At 47.4% G+C, this 13,726-nt stretch carries 13 protein-coding genes; 8 read left to right on the top strand and 5 right to left on the bottom strand.

Features of this window, described 5'->3' with window-relative positions; genetic code table 11:
- Nucleotides 1-100 precede the first annotated feature (100 nt).
- A complete protein-coding gene (locus NSQ58_RS16615) occupies nucleotides 101-940 on the bottom strand; it encodes an AraC family transcriptional regulator (protein ID WP_341057881.1) in 840 nt (279 codons plus the stop codon).
- A gap of 239 nt (nucleotides 941-1,179) precedes the next feature.
- Here NSQ58_RS16615 and NSQ58_RS16620 point away from each other — a divergent pair, with 239 nt between their 5' ends.
- On the top strand, nucleotides 1,180-3,363 hold the full coding sequence (locus NSQ58_RS16620) for an alpha-galactosidase (protein ID WP_340959425.1): 2,184 nt from the start codon (nucleotides 1,180-1,182) through the stop codon (nucleotides 3,361-3,363).
- A gap of 242 nt (nucleotides 3,364-3,605) precedes the next feature.
- Here NSQ58_RS16620 and NSQ58_RS16625 read toward each other — a convergent pair whose 3' ends face one another.
- Nucleotides 3,606-4,499, bottom strand: a complete 894-nt coding sequence (locus NSQ58_RS16625) for an AraC family transcriptional regulator (protein ID WP_341057882.1) — start codon at nucleotides 4,497-4,499, stop codon at nucleotides 3,606-3,608.
- A 157-nt stretch (nucleotides 4,500-4,656) separates the two neighbouring features.
- Between NSQ58_RS16625 and NSQ58_RS16630 the strand changes: the two genes are divergently transcribed.
- Together NSQ58_RS16630 and csaA are read left to right on the top strand one after the other, a co-directional pair.
- Complete coding sequence (locus tag NSQ58_RS16630; RefSeq protein WP_068941256.1) at nucleotides 4,657-5,562, top strand: DMT family transporter; 906 nt, start codon at nucleotides 4,657-4,659, stop codon at nucleotides 5,560-5,562.
- Between the two features lie 56 nt (nucleotides 5,563-5,618).
- A complete protein-coding gene (csaA, locus tag NSQ58_RS16635) occupies nucleotides 5,619-5,951 on the top strand; it encodes a chaperone CsaA (protein WP_341057883.1) in 333 nt (110 codons plus the stop codon).
- Nucleotides 5,952-6,219: 268 nt separating this feature from the next.
- Here the strand turns inward: csaA and NSQ58_RS16640 are convergent, their stop codons facing one another.
- Complete coding sequence (locus tag NSQ58_RS16640) at nucleotides 6,220-8,646, bottom strand: UvrD-helicase domain-containing protein (protein WP_069079837.1); 2,427 nt, start codon at nucleotides 8,644-8,646, stop codon at nucleotides 6,220-6,222.
- Nucleotides 8,647-8,957: 311 nt separating this feature from the next.
- On the opposite strand from NSQ58_RS16640, the gene NSQ58_RS16645 reads away from it, so the two are divergent.
- Nucleotides 8,958-9,809 (top strand): zinc ribbon domain-containing protein, encoded by an 852-nt coding sequence (locus NSQ58_RS16645; RefSeq protein ID WP_028541128.1) that lies wholly within the window; start codon nucleotides 8,958-8,960, stop codon nucleotides 9,807-9,809.
- A gap of 65 nt (nucleotides 9,810-9,874) precedes the next feature.
- Entirely contained in the window at nucleotides 9,875-10,663 is a 789-nt protein-coding gene (locus NSQ58_RS16650; protein WP_023986822.1) for a TrmB family transcriptional regulator, read from the top strand.
- 7 nt (nucleotides 10,664-10,670) lie between these two features.
- Here the strand turns inward: NSQ58_RS16650 and NSQ58_RS16655 are convergent, their stop codons facing one another.
- The gene (locus NSQ58_RS16655; protein WP_053324547.1) at nucleotides 10,671-11,303 is read right to left on the bottom strand and encodes an NUDIX hydrolase; all 633 of its coding nucleotides are present in this window, start codon (nucleotides 11,301-11,303) and stop codon (nucleotides 10,671-10,673) included.
- Between the two features lie 172 nt (nucleotides 11,304-11,475).
- On the opposite strand from NSQ58_RS16655, the gene NSQ58_RS16660 reads away from it, so the two are divergent.
- Complete coding sequence (locus NSQ58_RS16660) at nucleotides 11,476-11,769, top strand: hypothetical protein (protein WP_023986824.1); 294 nt, start codon at nucleotides 11,476-11,478, stop codon at nucleotides 11,767-11,769.
- A 72-nt stretch (nucleotides 11,770-11,841) separates the two neighbouring features.
- A complete protein-coding gene (locus NSQ58_RS16665) occupies nucleotides 11,842-12,543 on the top strand; it encodes a histidine phosphatase family protein (protein ID WP_023986825.1) in 702 nt (233 codons plus the stop codon).
- Nucleotides 12,544-12,628: 85 nt separating this feature from the next.
- Here NSQ58_RS16665 and mscL read toward each other — a convergent pair whose 3' ends face one another.
- A complete protein-coding gene (mscL, locus tag NSQ58_RS16670) occupies nucleotides 12,629-13,123 on the bottom strand; it encodes a large conductance mechanosensitive channel protein MscL (protein ID WP_028541125.1) in 495 nt (164 codons plus the stop codon).
- 152 nt (nucleotides 13,124-13,275) lie between these two features.
- On the opposite strand from mscL, the gene NSQ58_RS16675 reads away from it, so the two are divergent.
- A complete protein-coding gene (locus tag NSQ58_RS16675) occupies nucleotides 13,276-13,719 on the top strand; it encodes a carboxymuconolactone decarboxylase family protein (RefSeq protein ID WP_023986827.1) in 444 nt (147 codons plus the stop codon).
- The last annotated feature ends 7 nt before the right edge of the window (nucleotides 13,720-13,726 follow it).

Raw genomic sequence — 13,726 nt, forward strand, 5'->3', positions numbered from 1 at the left:
CGGGTAGAACGTCATCTCTGCTCTTGGAGTCCATGCCGAATAGGTGACAAACATTGAGTTGATGTCGTCCCATCCTCCAAATGAGTCAGCGATTGTATTTTTAGTAGTCGGCTTGAGTTTGAGCATGGGTTTCAGTTCGATAATGTTTGGGGGAGAATCCCTTTACCTTTTTAAAAATTTTCGAGAAGAGTAAAGGGTCGTTATAGCCGACTGAACGGGAAATATCACCTATCGAAAGTTCGGCGTTTCCCATCATTTCACATGCTTTGTTGATCCTATAGCGAACCAAATAATCCTGAATGCTTGTGTTTACTTGTTGTTTGAATAACGAACATAAATAGCTTCGATTGAGTCCGATAAAATTTGCAATGTGCTCAATGGTAATTTTCTGAGCATAATTCATTTCAATAAAATCCTTCACTTTTTCCACGTAAATTTCCGCCCGGCTTTCCTTTTGTTCGGGGGGCGTTACCGGGCCGAACTCTATAAGCTCCGATAACATTAAGCATAGCAGACCGGTTAGTCTGGTTTCCCGAGCTTTATGGCATCCACTTGATTCATTCATTAGCTGCAAATATTGATAAATCAAATGGTCTCCTTCAAAGTAGAGGATTGGATGCGTCATCGTTAGGCCTGATTGCTTGAGGAGCGTTTCTGCCAGTGCTCCGTTAAAACCAAACCAGCAATAAGACCAAGGATTCACTGCATCGGCTTGATAAAAAGTGATGACCTGGGGGCAGATTAGAAACCACTGACCTTTCCGCAAGCGATAACTGAATCCACCGACCTCGAAGGTACCTTCTCCGTCCAAAATATAATGGAGCAGATAGTGATCTCTTATCGCAGGTCCAAAAAAGTGCCCCGGTATGCATTCCTCCATGCCAAACTGAGTTAGATACAATTCAGAGTGCTGTTTACTACGTGGCAAATATTCTATCACGCTAAATCTCCTTATGTAAATTATCAAGCATTATAACATAAATAGTGAGTACCATGCCATGTACTTCATATCTAAAATTAATATATCATTTCTGTAGAACCTATTGCGACTAATGAGGAGCTTATCAAGCTTTACACCATGTGGACTTAGTTGGTGGTGTTACAAAAAGGTTCTTCTATGTCCTTTTTTAGGTGCGGATTTCCGAGGGGTATGATCTAGAGGGAGGGGTTGTTTTTCCAATGGGTATCATTGTTCAAGAGCAAACGGGGCTGTTTCATCTACAGTCGTCGGGCATGAGTTATATTATTCAGATTGTGGATGGATTTCCTGTGCATGTATATTGGGGAGATAGACTGAAGCACCGCGAATCAATGACCGATCTATTGCTTCACACTTCTGCGACGGCTGGATTGGATCGGCTACCGCAAGAGTACCCGCAGTATGGGAGTGGGGACTTCCGTAACCCTGCGTATCAAGTAGAACTTGAAGATGGAACTCGTATCACGGAGTTAAAGTACGACGGTTACCGGATCATCAAGGGAAAGCCATCATTAACCGGGCTTCCGGCCGTATATACCGAGAATGAAGACGAAGCGGATACGTTGGAACTGGAGTTAAAAGATGACTTTTCAGGTCTTAAAGTTGTTCTTCTTTACACCGTCTTCGCGGATCGAAACGTAATCGCTCGTTCGGCTCGTTTGAGTAATACGGGAGCCAAGAATCTTCGACTTCTCCGTGCTCTAAGTGCTTGTGTCGATTTTTCGGGTAAAAGCGATTTAGAGTTCATGTATCTTTCGGGAGCATGGGCTCGGGAGGGGAATATTACCCGCAAACCGATTCTTCAAGGTGAAACCCGAATTGATAGTAAAAGGGGCATGAGCAGCCATCAACTCAACCCTTTTACTGCATTGGTCACTCGGGGGACAACGGAATGCTATGGCGAGGCATTCGGCTTTAGCCTCGTGTACAGCGGGGGCTTTGAGGCGGGAGCGGAAATGGATTCATTTGGCTCAACACGGTTTAACATCGGCGTGAACTCCTTTGACTTTTCGTGGTTACTGAGCCCAGGGGAGAGCTTCCAAACGCCAGAAGCAATTATGGTTTACTCCGGTCAGGGACTGGGAGATATGTCGCGGACGTATCATCGCTTGTATCGGACTCGACTTTGCCGAGGGAAATATCGGGACGAAGAACGCCCTATTCTGGTCAATAACTGGGAAGCTACCTATTTTGACTTCAATGCAGATAAGCTGGTATCGATAGCGAAAGAGGGGGCTGAGCTAGGCATCGAACTATTTGTCTTAGATGACGGTTGGTTCGGAAAACGGGATTCTGACAATTCGTCTCTCGGCGATTGGTACGAGGATCGTCGGAAGCTGCCAGACGGACTCGCGGATGTCGCGAACCGTATCAATCGGCTGGGTCTTAAATTCGGGCTCTGGTTTGAGCCAGAGATGATCTCTCCGGACAGTGAGTTGTACCGGGAGCATCCGGACTGGTGCCTCCACGTTCCGGGACGCAGGCGCAGCGAAGCCAGATGGCAGCTAGTGCTGGACTATACTCGCAAGGAAGTGCGCGATTTCATCTACGATTCACTTGCTGCCATTTTCTCCAGCGTGCCAGTCTCTTATGTGAAATGGGATATGAACCGCTGTCTGACGGAAATCGGTTCTGCTGCTCTGCCGCCGGAACGCCAATCCGAGACTGCCCATCGCTATGTTCTTGGATTGTATGAGCTGTTGGAGCGCATCACCACCGAATTTCCACATATTCTTTTCGAGAGCTGTTCAAGTGGCGGAGGACGCTTTGATCCAGGCATGCTTTACTACATGCCTCAAGTCTGGACTAGTGATAATACCGATGCGGTGGAACGCCTGAAGATTCAATATGGAACTAGCCTTGTCTATCCTGTAAGCGCAATCGGAGCGCATGTTTCGGCAGTTCCGAACCATCAAGTTGGACGCATAACGCCCCTTGATTTTCGAGGTGATGTCGCCATGTCCGGAAATTTTGGATATGAGCTTGATCTCACGAAATTCACCGATGAGGAAAAAGAGACGGTCAAACGCCAAATCGCAGTATACAAGCAGATACGTGGCTTAGTACAGAAAGGTGACTTGTATCGCTTAAAGAACCCGTTTGAAGATAACGAATCGGCTTGGATGTTTGTTTCTGAAGACCAAGAGGATGCCATCGTCTACTATTTCCAAGTGATGGCTGTCCCGAACGCGCCTTGGCGAGCCCTGCGCCTTGACGGACTAAATCCAGAGCTCGAATATGAAGTTCAGTCAGGAAATAGCGGGCAAAAGTCTATCCATGGGGGGGATCGGCTTATGAAGTTGGGCCTCCCTCTTCTCTACAGACAGAAAGACTATGAAAGTGGATGGTTCAGGCTCCGGGCAATAAGGTCCGGTAAGGCTTAAAGGACAGTACAACAGTACAACTGCTGAAAGAGAAAAGACAATCGATTGAGTTATGCCCCTTTTTGTATGAAAAGGGGCATTTTGCGTACAGCAGCTGTACTGATTGAGGAGGGGGAAGCCATTTTTTTATACGAATGATGAATGACATGAAACTGAGGAAGATGTAGGAGTTACATTTGAATGTTGATTGAAAACAGGATCATCAACAGAGTAAGTCGTTACGCTGACGGCTGCTTCATTCCTTAATTAATGAATTCATTTCTAAATTTACGGAATTCTTTAGGTGTTTTTTTATGATGTTTCTTAAAAGACTGAATGAAGTGATTTACATGGTTGAACCCCACTCTGTGAGCTATTTCAGTTATTGTAGAATCTGTTGAAATTAATAACTCGCTGCTTTTCTTGATACGGTACTTAATTAAGTAGTCGTAAGGTGTCATATGAATGGTTCTCTTAAAACTACGAGTGCATTCCGAAATACTTAAATGTGCTATAGCAGCAATTTCTTGCAATGTTATATTGTCTGAGTAGTTTTGATGGATAAAGCTGAGCATCAATTGAAGTCGCTCCTGTTGCAATTTCATGTATTTAGGTGCTTCCTCAGAAGACAGCGAAATATTAGATATTAAGACTAACCATAATTGTGCCGTTTTGATGGAAACCTCGTATTCCCAGCCCCATTTTTTTTTCATATCAAATTTCTGTTTCATATCCCAAAGCATTTGCAGTATTTGAATTTGCCATTCAGCATCTCCTTTGATTACTAATGACAATAAGAGAGAGTTTGTATAAGGCAGTACATAGTTTTTTTCCATCGCACTATCTGCATAAAAGGCCAGCAGCTTCTCAGGGAAATTAAAGCTGACATATTGACCGTTATGTGTAAGGTGTGTAGTAACGTGAAGAACACCTTTATTAATTAAAATGGCCTGACCTGTTTCTAATTCATGATCAATGCCGTTAACTTGTATCACTAGCTTTCCTTTGGTAACCAAAGTGATTTGTAGTTCCTCATGCCAATGTAAATCGTTGAATCCTCTACCCTCAGGACTACTTGCATGAATAGTATGGGTGTACATGATGTATGGAAATGAAGCATCGGGATATAGAATGGTCTCATGCAATTGTTTTTCCATTTTAGCGAGGTCCTTTCTGATGACGATATTTCTATATAAATTAAAGATATAGTTACACAAATAAAATAAAAGTGGTGATATTATTATACCAGATCTTCGGCTTATCATTACAATCCTGTGCACAGGCGATTGGATAAGACATCTTGGAGGCGTATATGTGAAAATAAATCAATCGTCGTTACCGTTTCATCCGTATATTTTGCTTTTAATCAGCATACTGTCTGTTTCTATCTCATCTATCATGATAAAATCCTCAGATACTCCAACCTCTGTGGCTGGGATGTACAGATTGTATATGTCAGTACTCATAATGCTTCCCTTTGTACCTTGGAAAATGTTTCGTTCCTTAGAAATGAACAAAAAAGATTGGAGTACTGTTTTCATAGCTGGTCTTTTTCTCGGGTTATATTTCTTATTCTGGATGGAATCTTTAGTATATACCTCAGTTGCGAGTTCCATGGTCATCTTATCCTTACAGCCTTTATTTGTAATGATGGGTTCATACTTTATGTTCAGAGAACGAGCAAATATATTGACCATTCTTTGTTTGATCGCCGCTCTTGTCGGTTCAATCGTTATAGCTTGGGGAGACATAGGGATTTCGAGAGAGGCATTAATCGGAGATGGATTATCTTTAGTAGGAACAATCTTGGTTTCAGCATATATGTTGGCAGGACAGAAAGTAAGCCACAAAATAAATGCAAATTTATATAGTGTTATTGTTTTTTTTATTGGTGGCAGCGTCATGCTGGTCTACAATTTGTTGAATCATTATTCCTTGATCGAATATGACTCGTCGGATTGGATGTATTTCTTTTTACTTGCAGTAATCCCAACTATTTTTGGACAATATATTTTTAATTTGTTGTTGAAATCGATGGGTGCAACTACGGTCTCAGTTGGTATTATTGGAGAGCCTGTTCTTGCCATAATTCTCGCCTACTTATTCTTGGGAGAAATAATCTCTGCATTTCAATTCATAGGTGGAATCATGACTTTATTCGGTATGGGGATGTATTTTTGGGCAAAATCTTTAAAGTATACTACGGTTGCAAAATATTAAATTTGAAATTCATTATCGCGAAATTGAAGAAAACAATCGATGAGGAGAATGTTCAGATGGCAACGATTGATGATTTTTTGAAACTAGATATTCGAGTTGGAACCATAATTAAAGCTGAGTTTTTTGCAGAAGCAAAAGTACCTGCTATTAAACTTGAAATTGATTTTGGACAAGATATCGGAATAAAAGCTTCGAGTGCACAAATCACAAAAAGATATGTGGCTGAAGATATTATAGGGGAACAAATCATAGGTGTAGTCAACTTTCCACCTCGACGGATAGCAGGCTTTAATTCAGAGGTGTTAGTCCTTGGAGGAATTCCCGAAAAGGGGGATGTGGTTTTATTGAAACCAGATATCAAACTACCTGATGGAACAGCTATTGGATGATTGATCGGCTGTTTAATCCGTAAAATATATAACTTCACAACAGGCAGGACATTGAACCTAACGGGATACGATCCTTCAATAGCAAGTTGAAACAGATAGCGGCAGACTAGGACTTTATTTTCACGTCCTAGTCTGCCGCTTTTTCTTTTATTGGTCTGTCTAAAGCTTATTTGATTCATTAAAATCTGCAACAGTTTAGGCTGGAAATCACGAGTGTCACCAATCCAGTAAAAGCACAGTTCTCCAATACCAGCTATACGCCTTATACCTATCTGGCCGGGATGCTGCGTGTCCCCTCTGTCATCGGGGAGGCGCAGAGCGGGCATACCGGCGGCGTGCCTGTGCTAGCCGCGCTTGTACGGCGTCCGCTTGTTGTGTCGCGCCGCATCCACGCCTTGCAGGCGCCGTCGGTGCATTTCCACACGGGCACGTTGATACGTGGCTCTGCCGAAGACCCTGCCACCGACGAGGTCGTCCGTGCCGTAGCGCTGCTTGGTCCCGGCCTGCTGCTCACGCGGGTCGCTGTGCCAGACGCTGGCGATCCAGCGCCAGCACGGCTGCTATACCCGGAAGCACCCTTCGGTTGGCCGAAGCTGCTGCGGCGTGCTTCTGGCTTGGAAACCTCAGGGGTGACCCCATAGGCTTCCAGCAGGAAGCGTGACACGGCGGCAGGCTTGCCATGATTAGAGGCGGGAGAGGTGATGTACAGCAACTCCTTCGCCCGGGTGACGGCCACGTAAGCGAGGCGGCGCTCTTCTTCAAGCGCTGCATCGTTATCCACAGCCGTAGTCGGGGCGGCGCCTGCCCGCCGATCCTCCGGCAGCTCGCTGTGCAGCGCCGAGCTGTGCGGCAGAATGCCTTCGCTGGCTCCGATCCAATATACGCAAGGGAATTCCAGCCCCTTGGCGCGGTGGATCGTCATGAGCCGAACAGCATCGCTGTCTTCCTCTCTGCGCAGCGATTCCATTTGGCGGTGACGCTCGGAAAGCTCGTCCGCAAAGCTGACGAACGCCTCCACGGTGTCAAACCGCTTGGCTGCCGTTTCGAGCTCCTCCAGACTTTCTTGCATCGTTTCCTTATAATGAGTCCACGCGCCCGTATCTCCGCTTTCCAAATATTTGTCATAAAAGATGCGCCGCATTTCTTGAATGGCATAGGCGGGTTTCATTGTAGTGAGACTGCGAATCAGACGAATACGCTCTTTCACCTGCTCACGCTGAAAATCACGTAGTCGATCCCAGCGGCTGAGATGAATCAACGGGTATTTTTTAGCCTGCTGTTTCTCCTCGCGCATAATCCATTCCATACCCGCCTCACGGGAGACGTACAGCGGCCCAAGAGTGCTCGGAATGGATTCCATACGCCGGGGATTCAGCGACAAGCGCAGGTGATCCATTAAGGGACGAATCAGGGACTGATCATAAAATACAGCTCCTGCTCCGTACTGAATAAATGGGACATCTCGCATAATTAATTGCTCAAAAATAGATCGGCTTCCGCTGGCTGTCCGGTGCAAAATAGCGATATCCCGGTAGCGCAGCCGACCTTCCTCTACCTGTCCGAGTAGATGGGTAACAATATGCCCCGCTTCCTCCTCGGGTCCGGATGGGGTGGCAAACTGCGGCGGCAAGCCTTCACGCCCGGCAGCTGAAAGACGTTTGGAGCGTCGATGAACATTTTTGGCGACAATGTTAGAGCCCAGCCCCAAAATCCGCGCATCGCTGCGATAATTAATATCCAGGGTAATGACCTTTGCATCCTTATAGACTTTGTCAAACTCTAGAATGGATTCCTGGCGTGCCCCATTAAAGGTATAGATCGTCTGGTCATCATCCCCCACGACCATCAGATTGCGATGTCGGGCAGCCAATCGCTGCACCATCTCATATTGCAGGGCATTCGTATCCTGAAATTCATCGACCATGATATGTGAAAAACGCTGCTGAAGCGGCTTAAGCACATCCGGGTCACGCAGCAGTGCGGAGGCACGCAACAGAATATCGTCAAAATCCATTTTATTGCGCTCCTGTTTCCACGCTTCATAGGCGAGCATGGCACGCTTGGCATCCGATTCCTCGCGCACGGTTTCCGGTAGCTGGTCCGCGCTGCGGCCTTCCGCTTTCCAAGCGGAGAGAGCAGACAGCAGGCTTTCCGGCTGGAAAGCCTCGCTGAGTCCAAGCTGCCGCAGCATCATTTTCATGACGGTATGCTGGGCCTGCGTTTCACCGAACACTTCATCTTGCACGCCGCGATGACGCAGCATCGCCAAAGCGAATGAGTGAAACGTGCGAGCCTGAACTGCACGTGCAGCGGCAGGGCGCACACCGGGTAATCCCGCGATGCGCAGTTTCATTTCGGCAGCTGCCTTGCTGGTGAAGGTCACCAGCAGAATGGACGATGCAGGGACATCCCGCATCGCCATCAGGTAGCCTGCGCGGGCAGCCAGCACTGTGGTTTTGCCGCAGCCAGCCCCTGCAAGGGTCAGAAGGGGGCCTTTGCCGTGGCGGACGGCCTGGATCTGCGGGCGGTTCAGGTGAATGCCGGCGTTCTCTAAAGCACGAAAATAGGCCGAGTCTTGGTCGGTGTCGGGCACCAGCGTCATACTGGTATCCATGGAAGCACGACGTGCCTGAGGGCTCGACGTTGAATAAGGAACCCCGATGGGTCGGGGGTAAAAAGAAGGATTTGGGTCCATAATCCTGAAACCCCTTTCGTTCTTAAAATCTTCCATTTTCACAAATGGGGGTAGTTTTTGGTATGATAGAGTTCTAGTCAGCTTTAGCTGACGATAAGAACAAGGCGATGGACTAAAATAATGCTGAAATTCATGCGGATCTTGCCGGAGCGACAGAACGTCAATACGTTGACGCTAATGCCAATAGCCTTCAAACAGGCAATATGACCGCATTCCATTATACAGGAGTTCGAGGTTTGCCAACAGAAAAAAACTTTGGGATATACGGACGGTATAGTGAAATCCGGCTGGATAATGGGGAGGAAATAACGATGAAGCTGATTCAACGTATAAAGGAAGGCGCTAATCGCGCAACAGAAAAGGCGCAGCATGCTGTCGAGATTAGTAAGATCAATTCACAAATTACAACGATTCAGCAGGAAATGGATGTTCATTTCTTACGAATGGGTCAGATCTTTTACGAAGGTTACCGTGCATCCGACATGTCGGTGGCAGAAACCGAGATGACACAGCTATCCACTGCATGTGATGAGCTTCAGGATGAAATTGACGAGCTGCGCAGTAGAATTGCAGAATTGAAAAACGCTCATTTATGCACCTGTGGAGCGGTTGTGCCTCTGGATGCGAACTTTTGCCCCAAATGCGGACGCAAGCTCAATGAAGGACAGGCTGCTTCCAAACAAGTAGCTGCTGTGCGTGAAGAGGTGCCAACGGACGTCTATTCTTTTGATCTGCGCAAGCCAGAGGTAGTGAAGGATGCTGCGCCTGCTTACACGGAGTATGCAGAACAGGAAGTAGTCGATCGGCATGAACAGGAACAGGATGAGCGGTATGAAACACACGAACCAGCGGGACTAGACCGCGATTACACAGTATCTGATTTTACACCGGAAGAAAAAGCGGCATTCGACGCTGAGTGGGAGCGCCGTCGTCAGGAAGAACTGGAAAAAGAACACCGTCGTCTTGAAGAACTGGAACGCGAGCGTGAGCGCCAGGAGGAGCTGGACGAGCGAATCCGATATTGGAAGGCCAACAACTCCGGGGCCGAGAAGCCGGCAACGCCGTCTGCACAAGTACGTGAAAATGTAAAATGCCAAATCTGTACTGCAGAACTACCTAAAGGGTCCAAATGGTGCCCGCGTTGCGGAGCTGAACAGATTTGACGCAGCCGAACAGGCTGCTGCAGGACACAGACATAACGCCGGGCAGCATAGGGGGAACAGAATATATGGAGCGTTTGCTGCATCATCTGCGGAATCTGGGTTTTACGGAAATGGAAGCCAAGGTTATGGTCGAGCTTTCGAGGCAAAATGCGGCTTCCGGCTATGAAGTGGCTAAGCGTCTGGGTGCATCGCGCTCCAACGTGTACGCGGCTTTACAGCGTTTGGCCGGGCAGGGATACCTCAGAACCAGTGCTGGAGAGCCTGTACGTTACAGCATGCTGCCACCGGGTGAACTGACCCGGATGATCGAAGGACAAATGCAGGAGTCCCTACGCGCAGTGGAGAAAGAAATGCCACGAACAGAACCAACCAAGCCGACCTTTTATAATGCGGAAGGCGATCGGAAGGTGCTGGAAAGTCTGACACGTGAATTGGAACGGGCAGAGCATGAGATTGTGTTGGATTTGTGGCGCGAGGAAGCTGAGCTGCTGCGGACAGAGTTGGAGAAAGCTGAGAGTCGAGGTGTGCGTCTGCTCTGGTCCTGCGATAACGGAGAAAGCATGATGGGACCGTGGTTACCGTCTGGGTCTGGTACAGACGGACAGGAACCAGCAGGGCGGAAGTTTTCTTTTGTTATTGATCGGCGTTGGTGCATGCTGGGTATGCGGGGAGAGAATTGCCCGACACAGGCGCTTATTACCGAGCATCCGGTAATGACAGGCCTGCTGCTTAATCATTTTGCTCAGGATCTTATTCTGTATGAGCTGGAGCATGATATGGGCAGAGAACTGTCGACCCGGTATGGCTGGCGGTATGAAGGCATTATCGGCAAATATATGTCAGCTGGAGAATAGCTAAAGATTACCGGGTAGGAAGTTCCATCAGTGCCCGGCATATAGATGTAATATAGCCCGCCTTATGAGGCACGAATTGATCCGATGTAATCAGGCGGCGGTTTTTTTCTGGATTTGGCCCCGACGTAATGCCATGGGCTTCGATAAAGGGAATATGGCCTTCAAAAAGGGCCAGTGCTTGGTCAAGATCTGCTTCGTACAGTCCGGCTACTTCTTCTTGCTGGAGGTGATAAGCTTCCAATGGCTGGTTCGATAGCAGTCCAAACACCGAGCTAACCTCCCGATCCCAAAAAGAGGTGCCCTGTGCGGTACCTTTGCTTTCATACCGAACGGTCATCAGCGGTGTTAATGAGGTAAAGGGAACATGAATGCCCAGTTCTTCCTCCAGCTCACGAGCCGCCTGAGACATATCTTCGCCTGCCGTCAAGTGACCGGCTGCTGTAATATCGTAGCATCCGGGGAAGGTGTCCTTCGTATCCTGACGCTGTTGGAACAGCAAGCGACGGCCTGTCGAAGTGTCTCGTGCTAGCCAGCAGTGAAAGGTATGGTGCCAGTATCCCTTGGCATGTGCGTCTTGTCGCGAGGCTGTGCCAAGAGGGTTGTCTTCATCATCGTAGATATCCAGAAGCTCGCTAGTCATCGTGGTTCCTCCTATAGTAAGCAGAAATCAAAGGTCTTCTTTACAGTATAACGTGTTTTCTGTCCTGACGATATGAAGGCGGGTGTGGAATGTGGAGTGGCATTTGGGGTATGCTGGGAACATGAGGATTTGCAACATCACACAGATTTACGATTGAAAGGAGCGATTTTACATGGAATGTATAGTACATTTTCGAGTCATGCATCCGGAGGAACCCAAGGAACTGCGCGGGTTGATTATGCTGGAAAGCGGAGGCAAGCCGGGGATTGATCAAATCACGGATATGTTCAAAAATATGGGCTATGATGTCCGCCCAGACAATCCGGAGGAATTGATTTTTAAACCAGTCGATGTCAGAGCTAATTATACATATATCCGGGTTATTGAACTGGATACAGGTGAGGAAGTCTACCAGGAAGACAGGGATTTGCGCGCGATTTTGGAAAATTTGCTGAATAAACGTTAAAGATCAGGAGAACTAATCGATGGAATGAGATAAAGTGATCCTGTCGCCATTCATAGGAACGGAGAACCAATAATGAGATTGTATATTATCCGACACGCAGACCCCGATTACCCCAATAACACCATCACGCCGGAGGGGCATTTGGAAGCCCAGGCACTGGCCAAACGGCTTTCCAGTCACGGACTGGATCGAATTTATGCCTCTCCTTTGGGGCGGGCTTTGGATACAATGCGCTACACCGCCGACTCTCTGGGTATGACTCATGAAGTGGAACACTGGACACAGGAGCTGGCTCTAAAGCTGGAGGAAACTCCATACGGCCGTCTTTCCCATTGGGATTTGCCAGGTGAAGTGATCCGTTCCGAAATGCCCCTGCCGACTCATGACTCTTGGCAGGAGATTTCCTATTATCAGGGAACGCAGAGTCCCGAAACCTTCGAGCGGCTGAAGCTTCATTCCGATGAATTCCTGAAACGGCAAGGCTTTGAGCGGGTGGAGGGCAGGTACCGGATTCTGAAGCACACCGAAGATCAGGTGGCCGTATTTTGTCATGGCGGCTTCGGGCTGACCTGGCTTGCCCATCTGTTGGAGTTGCCATTGGCCTTGGTCTGGTCCGGCTTTTGGATGCCGCCTAGCTCCGTAACCACGATCTTGTTTGATGAGCGCTCTCAGGAATGGGCAGTTCCCCGTTGCATCGGCTTCGGTGATGTTTCCCATCTGTACGCTGAGGGCTTGCCCGTCAGACCCCGTGGCATTATCACCAATTTCAACTAATCAGATCTCTCACACCATACCAAAACGGCTTAAGACGGTACATCGTCTTAAGCCGTTTGTTGTAGTCATATAGGTGTGGGTTGAGTCAGCGTGCTTCGACGTACCCCTCCAGCTTGGAAGTGCAATGTGCGCAACGGGTAGCGGCTACAGGAATTTCGGATAGGCAATGTGGACATTCCTTGATCGTCTTTTCCTGAGGAGGTTTTTCTTCCTCTTTGCGTTTCAGCATGTTAATCCCTTTGACCAGCATGAACACACAGAAGGCCACGATCAGGAAGTCCAGCAGGACGTTAATGAACTGACCATAGGCGAGGACTGCAATCCCTGCTTCTTTGGCCTGTGCCAAAGTCATGCGTGTACCGTCAGCATTTAAAGGATCGGCATTTTGTAAAGCTACATACAAGTCTGGAAAATTCATGCCGCCCAGAAGTTTACCAATCGGAGGCATGATAATATCGTTTACCACAGAAGTGACAATCTTGCCAAACGCTCCACCGATGATAACACCGACCGCGAGGTCAATCACGTTACCCCGTACAGCGAATTCTTTAAACTCTTTTATAATACCTTTTCCGCTCATGTGAGTGCGCACCTTCTTTACATAAAATCATTTATCTATAATACATGCTATGTCAATGGAGGGCAATTCCCAATTGATGTATTACACATTGTCACAAAAATCACATGTTCATTTGTCTTCTATATGTAAACCAATAATGGAGGCGATGTATCGTGAGTTTGAGATTCAATCACAGAGCAGTGAGTCCTAGCACATTCAAGGTAATGATGGAGATGGAAAAATACATTTCCGGTCGTTTTACAGACAAAGTATTGTACGAACTACTGAAAATTAGAGTATCCCAAATCAATGGATGTTCCTATTGTCTGGATATGCATGCGAAGGATTTGCTCAAGCTGGGGGATTATGCTGACCACATTTTGCAGCTAGCCTTATGGCGGGAGGTTCCTTTGTTCACGGAAAAAGAACGTGTTATGCTTGAATTAGCTGAAGCGGTTACCCGTATCTCTGAACAAGGGGTACCTACGGATTTGTACAATAGGGTCAGAGAACATTTTACAGAGGAAGAATACGTAGATTTGATAACCGCGGTTAACGTGATTAACAGTTGGAACCGGATTGCAATTGCAACGGGAATGTATCCGGGCATTCTTTAATGAACAG

Origin of the sequence: Paenibacillus sp. FSL M7-0134 (genome assembly GCF_038007865.1) — a bacterium.
GTDB classification, from domain to species: domain Bacteria; phylum Bacillota; class Bacilli; order Paenibacillales; family Paenibacillaceae; genus Paenibacillus; species Paenibacillus polymyxa_B.

Bases quoted from the DNA above. Each gene is read 5' to 3' on its own strand.
- NSQ58_RS16665 (WP_023986825.1), top strand. From the start codon at position 11,842: ATGAGATTGTATATTATCCGACACGCAGACCCCGATTACCCCAATAAC.
- NSQ58_RS16620 (WP_340959425.1), top strand. From the start codon at position 1,180: ATGGGTATCATTGTTCAAGAGCAAACGGGGCTGTTTCATCTACAGTCG.
- NSQ58_RS16660 (WP_023986824.1), top strand. From the start codon at position 11,476: ATGGAATGTATAGTACATTTTCGAGTCATGCATCCGGAGGAACCCAAG.
- NSQ58_RS16655 (WP_053324547.1), bottom strand. From the start codon at position 11,303: ATGACTAGCGAGCTTCTGGATATCTACGATGATGAAGACAACCCTCTT.
- NSQ58_RS16625 (WP_341057882.1), bottom strand. From the start codon at position 4,499: ATGGAAAAACAATTGCATGAGACCATTCTATATCCCGATGCTTCATTT.
- mscL (WP_028541125.1), bottom strand. From the start codon at position 13,123: ATGAGCGGAAAAGGTATTATAAAAGAGTTTAAAGAATTCGCTGTACGG.
- NSQ58_RS16650 (WP_023986822.1), top strand. From the start codon at position 9,875: ATGGAGCGTTTGCTGCATCATCTGCGGAATCTGGGTTTTACGGAAATG.
- NSQ58_RS16645 (WP_028541128.1), top strand. From the start codon at position 8,958: ATGAAGCTGATTCAACGTATAAAGGAAGGCGCTAATCGCGCAACAGAA.
- csaA (WP_341057883.1), top strand. From the start codon at position 5,619: ATGGCAACGATTGATGATTTTTTGAAACTAGATATTCGAGTTGGAACC.
- NSQ58_RS16640 (WP_069079837.1), bottom strand. From the start codon at position 8,646: ATGGACCCAAATCCTTCTTTTTACCCCCGACCCATCGGGGTTCCTTAT.